Raw genomic sequence first — 9,712 nt, 5'->3', positions numbered from 1 at the left:
CTGAATGTCGAGGTGCTCTCCAGCGACGGCATGTCCATCGAGATGCGCGACACCGACGAGGACGTCTTCCGCGCCGCGGAGGAGCTCGGCATCGACCTGTCGCGGCGGCCCAACGAGGGGACGATCAGCATCGACGAGGTCTGACCCGGTGAGCCAGGACGAGCGGCGGACTCGCCGCTCGTCCTGGCGGGAGTCCTATGTGCGTCTCGGCGTGAAGAACGCCGGATCCGCATGGGCCATGGCGTGGGACATCATCCCGCGGAGGAAGAGACCGTGGCCGTGGAAGCGGCCGAGGTCGTATTCGTCGTCATACCAGCCCCGCGCCGGATTGCCGATGATCTCGACCTTGCCGTGGGCTTCCTGCTTCGCAGGGCGGTGCCACCGCGAGCGATGGTCTTACCGGCCCTCCATAGGCGTTTAGCCTCTCCGCCCGTCCGGCGGCGAGAATGTTGATCGCGGCGTTGAGGTCCCGGTCATGGACCGCCCCGCAATCGCAGGCCCACTCCCGCACGCTCAGCGGCATGCTCTCAGCGAGATCCCCACAGACCGAGCACAGTTTCGAGGACGGGAAGAACCGGCCGACCTTGACGAAGGTCCTGCCATACAAACGCGCCTTGTACTCCAGCATGGCCACGAACGCCGACCAGCCCGCATCGTGCACGCTCTTGGCCAGCTTGGTGCGGGCCAGTCCCTTGACCGCCAGGTCCTCCACATACACCGCTTGGTTGTCGCGGATGATCTGTGTGGAGGCCTGGTGATGGTACTCACGGCGCGCATCAGCGATCTTGGCATGCTGCCGGGCGACTTCCAGCCGAGCCTTGGCCCGGTTATTCGAGCCCTTCTCCTTCCGGGACAACGCTTTCTGCAGGCGCTTGAGTTTCTTCTCCGCCCGGCGCAGGAACCGAGGCGAGTCGATCTTCGTCCCGTCGGACAGGACCGCGAAATGCCCCAGTCCCAGGTCGATGCCGGTCTCGGCCTCAGCCTCCGCCTCGGGCAGGGCCTTGCCGGGCACCTGAACGACGAAGGAGGCGAAGTAGCGCCCGGCCGCGTCCTTGATGATTGTGACCGAGGACGGGTCGGCGGGCAGCTCGCGTGACCAGCGCACCGCGATCTCACCGATCTTCGGCAGGACCAGTTTCCCGCCCTCGGCGACCTTGAAGCGGGCGTTCCTGGTAAATCTGATCGCCTGCCGGTGGTCTTTGCGGGACCGGAACCGGGGCGGGGCGACCTTCGGCCCTTTCCGCTTGCCGGAGATGGATGCGAAGAAGTTGCCGAACGCGGCGGTGCAGTCCGCCAGGGCCTGCTGCAAGACGACGGCGGAGACCTCGCCCAGCCACGCCCGCTCCGGCGTCCGCTTCGCCTGCGTGATCACCCGGCGGGACAGCTCTGCGTCGGTGACGAACGGCAGCCCGCCTGCATGCGCATCGTTGCGCAGGCGCAGCGCGTCGTTGAACACCACGCGGGCGCACCCGAACGCGCGGGCCAGGGCGATCCGCTGGCCGGGGGGTCGGGTCGACCCGGTAGGAGTACCGCAACTGCACCCGATCTGCCTACAGTTGGTTTATGGCCGAGTACAGCGATATCAGAACTGGCAGACACTGCGTTTTCGTCCTGCATGCACATTTGGTTTTCGTGACCAAGTTTCGGCACAAGGTCTTCACCGGCACCCACCTGACCCGCCTGGAGGAGATCATGAGAGACGTCTGCGCGGACTTCGAGGTCGACATGGCCGAGTTCAACGGCGGACACGACCACGTCCACCTGCTGGTGAACTTCCCGCCCAAGGTCGCTCTGTCCAAGCTGGTCAACAGCCTCAAAGGCGTCTCCTCCCGGCGCATGCGCCAGGAGTTCCCCGAATTGACGGCGCACTACTACCGGGCCAACAAGCTCTGGTCTGGCTCCTACTTCGCCGGGTCGGTGGGCGGAGCCCCGATCAATGTCCTGCGTCAGTACATCGAGCAGCAGAACCGGCCAGCCTGAGCCACCAGACGCCGGTCCGCCTGGCGGCGAATCGGCTGCTCATGCCCCGCTACGCGGGCTGGTCGGCTTCACCCCCGCCTGAAGGCCGGAGCACTGCCGACGATTCGGTAGCGGAAGAACGATGCGGGCAGGCACACCAGACCGAATCGTCCGTCCGACGCATAGGCCTCAGAAGCGAGACCTCTTTCGCTGCCCTTGCTCGATTTCGCCGTCCCGTCGGCCCAGGAAACGTCCTCCAGATTCAGGTCGACCCGATCCGTCCACCGGTTTCCGCTCGGTATCGGATTGCTCAGGCAGTAGGCGGCGGAGACGTACGCCTCCTGGCCCCGCTCGGCGCTCCGCAGCCGCTCACGGATGTCGTCGGTATCGCCTCGGCGCAGCGTCTGGGGGTGATGTCGCATTTTGTCCGCGTTTGGGCTGCGGGAAATTGCCGGCGAATGGAAATGTATGGCCAAAGAATGTTCCCTCGCCGAGTTTCGCCACGCAAGGGTGACCGGCGAAGATCAGGCGCCCCGCTGGTCGCCGGCCGACAGAAACGAAAGCACGCGCGGCAGCACTTCATCCGGCCGCTGCAGGGCCCCGCCGTGGTCGGCATCCGGGACGGGGAAGAACTCCACGCCTTGTGACCGCGCGTAGTCCTGCATGGGATCGTGCCAGGGGTCGGCGGTGCCCGCGTACATCAGCGCCGGCACGCCGGACGCGGCCAGCCTGCCGCCCAGGCCAGGTTCGCGAGAGAACATCTCGTAGTTGGCGCGGTGGGCGGCCGGATCGCCGCGCTCGATCACCGCGACCTGGTACGGAGAGCTCAGCGCGCCCCGCTTGACGATCTCGTACACATCGAAGTCGCCGGGCAGCCCGAGCGCGGCCAGCACGTCCGGCACCTTCGACCAGAACCCGTCCGGGTCGAAGGCCCCGGCCACCAGCCGGGTCAGCCGCTCGGGGGCATGCGCGGCCATCGCGTAGCCGGTCATCGCCCCCAGCGAGTACCCCCAGAAGGCGGCCCGGCCGAGGCCCAACTCGTCCAGTACGGCGGTGACGTACTGGACCCGGCGTTCCAGTGCGTACGCCGCCGGCTCGCGCGGCCCGTCGCTCGCGCCCAGCCCGAGCGGGTCGATGGCGATCACCGTGTGGGAGGCGGCCAGAATTTCGGTGTAACCGAGGTGAGCCCAGTGCCGGCCGTCCTCGAACATGCCCGGATGCAGCACGACAGGCGAGCCGCTCCCCGAGACCTCGAAGAAGATCTTGTATCCGTTGCTGCGCGCGAAAGGCACGACAAACCCCTCTGTCCAGGAACGTTACGACTTGTAACGGCCTTTATCCTGCGGCAAGATCGATGACCTGAGAAGGAGGCACTTTCTTGTCGCAACGGAACACCGCGGTAACGGACCAGGTCGCATGCCCACTCCCCGAGGTGCTCAGGCTGATAGGGGACAAGTGGTGCATCCAGATCTTGGTCGAGCTGGGGGAAGGGCCGCGCAGGTTCACCCAGCTGGAGCGCGCGATCGAGGGCATCAGCCGCCGCATGCTGACGCTCAACCTCCGCAACCTCGAACGCAACGGACTGGTCACCCGGACCGTTCACCCTGACGCGCCGCCGAGCGTGGAGTACGCGATCACTCCGCTGGCCGAGGAGATCCGCGAGCCCCTGGAGGCACTCGCGCAGTGGGCCCGCCGCGCCGTCCCTGCTCTGCTCTCGGCCCGCCAGGAGTACGACAACCGGAACTGACGCGGGACACGGCGGCGCGGCCTCAATCGCTCAGCAGCTCGTACAGGTCCAGGGGGCTCTGCTCGGGGAGCAGGGCGGGCGATTCGGGCTTGAGAGGCTGTTCGGTCCAGATGCATTTGCCGTTGGCGGTGAAGCGGGTGCCCCAGCGATGGGAGAGCGCGGCGACCAGCTGGAGCCCGCGCCCGCCCTCGTCGGTGTCGGCGGCGCGGCGGATGCGGGGCGTGGTGAGGCTGCCGTCGGAGACCTCGCAGGTGAGCACGTTGCTGCGCAGGAGGCGCAGGTGGATGGGGCCTCTGGCGTGGCGGACGACGTTGCCGACCAGTTCGCTGGCCAGCAGTTCGGTGGTCATCGACAGGTCGTCCAGGTGCCAGGCGCGCAGCTGGGCGCGGACGTGCTCGCGGGCCTCGCCCGCGGCCCGGGGGTGATCGGGCAGCGGCCAGCAGGCCATGTCGTCGCCCGGCAGCGCGTGGGTACGCACGAGCAGCAGGGCAGCGTCGTCGGTGGTCTCCTCCCCGGGCAGCAGCGTGGTGGTGAGGCGGTCGCAGAGGCACTCGAGGCACTCGGCGCATGGGGGTTCGGCCGCGTCCGGCGCATGCCGGCAGGGCGGAGACCCGGTGATCGCGCCGTTGAGCGCCTTGGCGAGCTGGGTCATGCCCTGGTCGATGTCGAAGGTGGGCGATTCGACCAGTCCGTCGGTGTAGAGCACCAGCAGGCTGCCTTCGGGCAGTTCCATGTCCACGGTGTCGAAGGGCGGGGTGGCGGCGCCGAGGGGTGAGTTGGGGTCGGCCTCGGGGAAGTGGACGGTGCCGTCGGGGCGGACCACGGCGGGCGGGGGATGGCCGGCGCGGGCCAGGGCGCAGGAGCGGTTGGTGGCGTCGTAGACCAGGTACAGGCAGGTGGCGTAGAAGTCGTCGCCCAGGTCGCTGACCAGGTCGTTGAGGTGGGAGAGCAGCTCGTCGGGGGAGAGCTCCAGGTCGGCCAGGGTGCGGACCGCGGTGCGCAGGCGGGCCATGGTGACCGCCTCGGTCACGCCGTGCCCCATGACGTCGCCGATGACGATGGCGACCCGGTCCGCTGACAGCGGGATGACGTCGTACCAGTCGCCGCCCACCTCCATGTCCTTGCCGGCGGGCAGGTAGCGGGCCGCGGCGGTGACGGCGGGCAGGCAGGGCAACCCGTGGGGGAGCAGTCCGCGCTGCAGCTCCCGAGCGCGGGTGTGCTCCTTGTCGTACAGGCGGGCCCTTTCCATGGCCTGGGCGACCAGCCCGCTGAGTGCGGTGAGCAGGTTGCGCTCCTCGCCGGTGAACCGGCGCGGCTCGGAGAAGGAGACGACACAGCTGCCCACCGGGTGCCCCGAGGCGATCAGCGGGAGGAAGGCCCACGCCTTCTTGCCGCCCGCCGCCGGCAGGTCGGCTGTCGTGGGGTAGCGCTCGATGTACTCCTCGGCCGAGTTGACGAACATCGGGGTGCGATCGCGCAGGCTCTCCGCGATCGGGAGCCCGCCGGAGGCCGGTATCCGGGCTATCCGCTCGACGAACTCCTTCGAGTACCCGGTGAACCCGACCGGCCGCAGGTGGTCGCCCTCCAGGAAGGCGAGTATCAGCCCGGCGGCGCCGAACGACGGCAGGACGTGATCGGCGCAGGCTTCCACGACGTCCCGCACGGTGGCCGCCTCGGCCAGCGCTCTGGTCAACTGCTTGATGCGGGCGGCGCGATCCGCGGCGGCGCGCTCGGCAGCTCCCGGCCCCGGCTCGGCGAGCGCCTCCAGGTCGTCATGGGTCTTGGTGACGTCCCACAGCGTGCCGATCATGCGTGCCGGTTCGCCGTTGTCGTCGACCACCAGCCGGCCGCGGGTCCGCACCCAGGCGGACGTCCCGTCCGGGCGGCACACCCGGTACTCGCTGCTGTACATCCTGCCCGCGCAGATCGCCTCATCCATCTCGGCCAGCACCCACGGCAGATCGTCAGGGTGGACGATGCCCATCCAGGTCTCGACGCGTCCGTCGAAGGTGTCCGGATCGACGCCGAACAGGGCGAGCATCGCGTCGTTCCAGATGACGTCGCCGGTCCGGATGTCCCAGTCCCACGTGCCGACCGTCCCCAGCTCCTGCGGCAGATGCGAGCCGGGGGGCTGCTCCCGCCGGCCCGCGAGTCGCGAATCGGGCGGCGTCGCGGAGGACTCGCTCAGGCGCTCGCCTGCCCATCGGCCCAGCGCGTCGAAGAAGGCCAGTTGCCCGGGCGACGGCTCATGCGAGGCGACCGTCACGACCGACAGCGCCCCGACCGGGCCGCCGGGGCACAGCAACGGGACAGCCACCATCGCCGTGCCGACCGGCCATGACCAGGGCTCGGCCGCGGAGCCGTCCGGCCGCCCGCTCGGAGGCTGCTGGGGTATGCCGCCGACCACGTTCGCCATGGACACCCGTACGGACGCGGCACCCCGGAACGCGCGCGCCGGGGCGAGCGGGCCGTTGCCGTCAACACGCTCCCACGCCTGGGCACGAGCAGGGGGCAGTCCGCTGCTCGCCACCAGGCGCAGCCCGCCGCCCTGGCTGGGGCCGCGCAGATGCACCATGCCGCCAAGCCCGCCAAGCTCGGCCACCGCCTGCTGGATCGCGAACCGCAGGAGCTCGACGCCCTGCAGATCGTCGCCGGCCTCCGCCAGCAGTCGTTTCCGCTCCTCGGAAACCCGGCCCGCCGGCCCGATCTGCGGACCTCGCGCACGCTGTTCGCCCATCCCCATGTACTTCCCTTCACCGTGTCTCTGGTATCGATCCGGGAAGAATCTGCATATATGGGGGTATCTCCCGAGTATAACCGCCGGGGGTACGGCCGCCGGGCCTCCCGTCACGTACGTTGGGCGGCCTCTTCAGGGAGAGCCGGGACGGGGCGGCGGGCGGCGCGCTGGGTGAGGGCGATGGCGGCGAGGATGACGAGGGCGCCGACCGGCTGGTTCCAGCTGATGCTCTCCCCGAGGATCGCCACCCCGGAGATCACGGCGAAGACCGGCAGCAGGTAGGTGACCGTCGAGGTCGTGGTGACCCCGGCGCGGACCTGCACCCAGTAGAGCAGCAGGTACGCCACCCCGGTGCCGAGTCCGCCGAGCCCGGCCAGGCTCCACCAGACCGAGGCCGGCGCGTGCGGGTCCACCAGCGGCACCCCGGCCAGCAGCGTGATCACGGCCAGCTGGATCGTACCGCTGAGCAGCTGCCCGGCGGCCAGCACGACCGGTGGTTCTGGGCGCCGCCCGGTGATGAAGCGGCCCATGTAGGCCCCGCCGAGCCCGTAGCAGGCCGCGGCGCCGAAGCAGGCCAGGCTGCCGCCGAGCTGCCCGCCGGCCATGGGCTGCCAGACCCCGAGCACGACCATGACGCCCGCGAAGCCGAGGCCGAGGCCCGCCACCCTGGCGGGGGTCGCCTTCTCGGTGCGCAGCAGCAGGGTGAAGGCGAGCGTGCAGAGCGGGGTGGTGGCGTTCCAGATGGCGGCGACCACCGAGGACACGTACTGCTCGCCGTACGCGAAAAGGGTGAAGGGCAGCGTGGTGAGCACGACCGAGGCGAGCTGGAAGTGCCCCCACAGACGGGGATCGCGCGGCAGCCGCCTGCCGCCGAGCAGCACGGCCAGCAGCAGCACCAGCGCCCCGATGGCCATCCTGCCGAACGAGACCTGGAGCGGATGCAAGGCCTCCACCGCGACCTTGATGAAGAAGAAGCTGTTTCCCCAGATGGCGGCGAGCAGCAGGAAACCGGGCAACCAAGGCTTGAGCACTCATGGAGGGTAGCGGTCAGTACCGACAAATAACCATTTTGAATGAGTGAGTACTCGCACATCGGCGCGTTCGCCGGCTCGGCGTCGATCATGCCGCGCCGCCCGCTGGGGTATCACGATGTTGAAGACACCGCCGCGGACAGCGAAGGCGAACTGCTATGTCGAGCAATATGAGTAAGCCGTACCTCGATCCAGCCGACTGGTACGCGACCCTGCCGGCGGCGTATGCCTCGGCATGCGTGCTGCTGACTGACGACGACGACCGCGTCCTGCTCGTCAAGCCGAACTACCGCCCGCATTGGGGGATCCCCGGTGGCATCGTCGAAGCCGCAGAGCCTCCGCACGAGTGCGCCAAGCGGGAGATCGCCGAGGAACTCGGACTGGCTGTCCAGGTCGGAGACCTGCTGGTGGTGGACTGGGCACCGCCGGTGGGGGAGCGGCCTCGCGCCATGATGAACTTCCTCTTCGACGGCGGCGTCATCCCCGACCCCAGCCGGATCAGGCTCCAAGCCGAAGAGCTCGACGCCGCCGAGTTCCTCGGCTGGAAAGAGGCCGAAAGCAGGCTCCCGAGCACCACGGCGGCGCGGATCCCCGCCGCACGCCGTGCCCGCAAGAGCGGCCGTACGGTCTACCTTCCCGCCGACGCGTCGCCCGTCTGACGGCGGCCTCGAAACGCCCGGGTCCCGGTCACGTGAACAACTGGCCGCCGTTGACGTCGATGGTGGTGCCGGTGACGGCCTTGGCGTGGCGGGAGGCGAGGTAGACGACGGCGCGGGCCACGTCCTCCTCCGTGGCGATGCGGCGCAGCGCCATCGCCGAGACGTCGCGGGCGAGGATCTCCTCGAACGCCACGCCCTCCGCCGCGGCTCGGGTGCGCATCCACTCGTCGAGCACCTCGCTGGCGATCCAACCGGGCGCGACGCAGTTCACCCGCACTCCGTACGGCCCGAGCTCGTCGGCGAGGCAGTGCGACAGGAGGTGCGCGGCGGCCTTGCCCGCGGCGTAGTCGCTGCGCCCCGCGTAGCCCTTGCGGGACGACATGGAGGTGATGTTGACGATCGAGCCGGAGCGCTGGGCCACCATGTGCGGCGCGATGAACCTGCAGGCCAGCAGTGTGCCGTAGCCGCCTGTCTCGACGGCTCTGCGCCATGCCTCCAGATCGCCGGTGGACATGTCGAGCACGTTCTTGCGGTGCGATCCGGGGAAGGCGGCGTTGACCAGCACGTCCACCCGGCCGAACCGGTCGATCACGGTGTCGGCGAGCCGCCGTACGTCCGTCACCCGCGTCACGTCGGCAGGCACGGCCAGCACGCCCGGCACCTCGGCGGCGGTCTGCTCGACGGTGGCGGCGGTGCGGGCGGCCACGACGACCCTGGCGCCCTCCTCGCTCAGCAACCGCGCCAGAGTCCGCCCCAGCCCGGGACCGGCGCCGGTGACGACCGCGACCTCGCCGTCCAGCAGCACGCCCTGACTCTACCAAGCGTTTGCTCAACGCGCACCGGGAAGTGGCGCACCGGGCTGTGGCTCAGCGCGTCACCAGGATGCCGTCGTCGTCGCTGAACAGCTCGGCGCCGGGGCGGAAGGTGGCGCCGCCGAAGGTGACGGGGACGTCGCGCTCGCCGGTGCCCTCCTTGCCGCTCTTGCGCGGGTTGGAGCCGAGGGCCTTCACGCCCAGATCCAGCTCGCGCAGGGCGGCGACGTCGCGTACCGCGCCGTTGATGACCACACCGGCCCAGCCGTTCGCGACCGCCATGCCGGCGATGGCGTCGCCCATGACCGCCGTGTGCAGCGAGCCGCCGCCGTCCACCACCAGGACGCGGCCCTCGCCGGGCTCGTCCAGGACGGACTTGAGCAGGACGTTGTCCTCGAAGCAGCGGACGGTGACGACGGTGCCGGCGAAGGCGCGGCGGCCGCCGTACTGGCGGAGTTGCAGGTCGCAGGAGTCGAGCTGGTCGCCGCGCTCGTCGTACAGGTCTGCGGTGACAACGGTCATGGTGGAACCTTTCTACGGATCTACGGGAAGTCACCGGGCGGCGACGCCGGTTCGGCCAGCCAGGACATGGTCAGCACGCCGAGCCATGCCGCTGCCAGGCCTCAGGCATCTCCCTCGCCCTGTCCGGGGAAGTCTGATCCGGTGTGCTGATTGCGCAGGCGCCAGGCGGCTTGGGCGCCGAGGCTGGTGTCGATGTGCTCGCGCATGACGGCGGCGGCCGATTCGGCGTCGCCCGCGACCACGTA

The 9,712-nt window shown here is 69.7% G+C and carries 10 protein-coding genes and 1 pseudogene; 4 read left to right on the top strand and 7 right to left on the bottom strand.

The features are described 5' to 3' along the window. Positions 1-307: 307 nt before the first annotated feature. Positions 308-1,541 (bottom strand): annotated as a pseudogene (locus ACIBVN_RS59890) (RNA-guided endonuclease InsQ/TnpB family protein). A 22-nt stretch (positions 1,542-1,563) separates the two neighbouring features. Between ACIBVN_RS59890 and tnpA the strand changes: the two are divergent. Then, the gene (gene tnpA / locus ACIBVN_RS59885; RefSeq protein WP_397151707.1) at positions 1,564-1,980 is read left to right on the top strand and encodes an IS200/IS605 family transposase; all 417 of its coding nucleotides are present in this window, start codon (positions 1,564-1,566) and stop codon (positions 1,978-1,980) included. A gap of 68 nt (positions 1,981-2,048) precedes the next feature. On the opposite strand, the gene ACIBVN_RS59880 is transcribed toward tnpA, so the two are convergent. Both ACIBVN_RS59880 and ACIBVN_RS59875 read right to left on the bottom strand, forming a co-directional pair. Continuing rightward, the gene (locus ACIBVN_RS59880) at positions 2,049-2,435 is read right to left on the bottom strand and encodes a hypothetical protein (protein ID WP_397151705.1); all 387 of its coding nucleotides are present in this window, start codon (positions 2,433-2,435) and stop codon (positions 2,049-2,051) included. A 48-nt stretch (positions 2,436-2,483) separates the two neighbouring features. After that, positions 2,484-3,251, bottom strand: coding sequence for an alpha/beta fold hydrolase (locus ACIBVN_RS59875; RefSeq protein WP_397151703.1), 768 nt, complete (start codon positions 3,249-3,251; stop codon positions 2,484-2,486). Between the two features lie 86 nt (positions 3,252-3,337). Here ACIBVN_RS59875 and ACIBVN_RS59870 point away from each other — a divergent pair, with 86 nt between their 5' ends. Further along, on the top strand, positions 3,338-3,706 hold the full coding sequence (locus tag ACIBVN_RS59870) for a winged helix-turn-helix transcriptional regulator (RefSeq protein ID WP_397151701.1): 369 nt from the start codon (positions 3,338-3,340) through the stop codon (positions 3,704-3,706). A 22-nt stretch (positions 3,707-3,728) separates the two neighbouring features. Here the strand turns inward: ACIBVN_RS59870 and ACIBVN_RS59865 are convergent, their stop codons facing one another. After that, positions 3,729-6,443 carry a SpoIIE family protein phosphatase gene (locus tag ACIBVN_RS59865; RefSeq protein ID WP_397151699.1) on the bottom strand — a complete coding sequence of 905 codons (2,715 nt, stop codon included), beginning with the start codon at positions 6,441-6,443 and terminating at the stop codon, positions 3,729-3,731. 110 nt (positions 6,444-6,553) lie between these two features. Continuing rightward, on the bottom strand, positions 6,554-7,474 hold the full coding sequence (locus ACIBVN_RS59860; RefSeq protein ID WP_397151697.1) for a DMT family transporter: 921 nt from the start codon (positions 7,472-7,474) through the stop codon (positions 6,554-6,556). A gap of 42 nt (positions 7,475-7,516) precedes the next feature. Here ACIBVN_RS59860 and ACIBVN_RS59855 point away from each other — a divergent pair, with 42 nt between their 5' ends. Together ACIBVN_RS59855 and ACIBVN_RS59850 are read left to right on the top strand one after the other, a co-directional pair. Continuing rightward, positions 7,517-7,648: a hypothetical protein gene (locus tag ACIBVN_RS59855; protein ID WP_397151695.1), complete on the top strand. Its 132-nt coding sequence runs from the start codon at positions 7,517-7,519 to the stop codon at positions 7,646-7,648. Next, the gene (locus ACIBVN_RS59850) at positions 7,645-8,133 is read left to right on the top strand and encodes an NUDIX domain-containing protein (RefSeq protein WP_397151693.1); all 489 of its coding nucleotides are present in this window, start codon (positions 7,645-7,647) and stop codon (positions 8,131-8,133) included. The genes ACIBVN_RS59855 and ACIBVN_RS59850 overlap by 4 nt, the downstream gene beginning before the upstream one ends. Positions 8,134-8,161: 28 nt before the next feature. Here the strand turns inward: ACIBVN_RS59850 and ACIBVN_RS59845 are convergent, their stop codons facing one another. After that, complete coding sequence (locus tag ACIBVN_RS59845; protein ID WP_397151691.1) at positions 8,162-8,938, bottom strand: SDR family oxidoreductase; 777 nt, start codon at positions 8,936-8,938, stop codon at positions 8,162-8,164. Positions 8,939-8,999: 61 nt separating this feature from the next. Further along, entirely contained in the window at positions 9,000-9,467 is a 468-nt protein-coding gene (gene rraA, locus ACIBVN_RS59840) for a ribonuclease E activity regulator RraA (RefSeq protein ID WP_397151689.1), read from the bottom strand. Between the last annotated feature and the right edge of the window lie 245 nt (positions 9,468-9,712).

This window comes from Nonomuraea sp. NPDC049400 (genome assembly GCF_044466425.1).
Classification (GTDB): Bacteria; Actinomycetota; Actinomycetes; order Streptosporangiales; family Streptosporangiaceae; genus Nonomuraea.
This window is presented reverse-complemented; position numbering and strand designations above follow the sequence as displayed.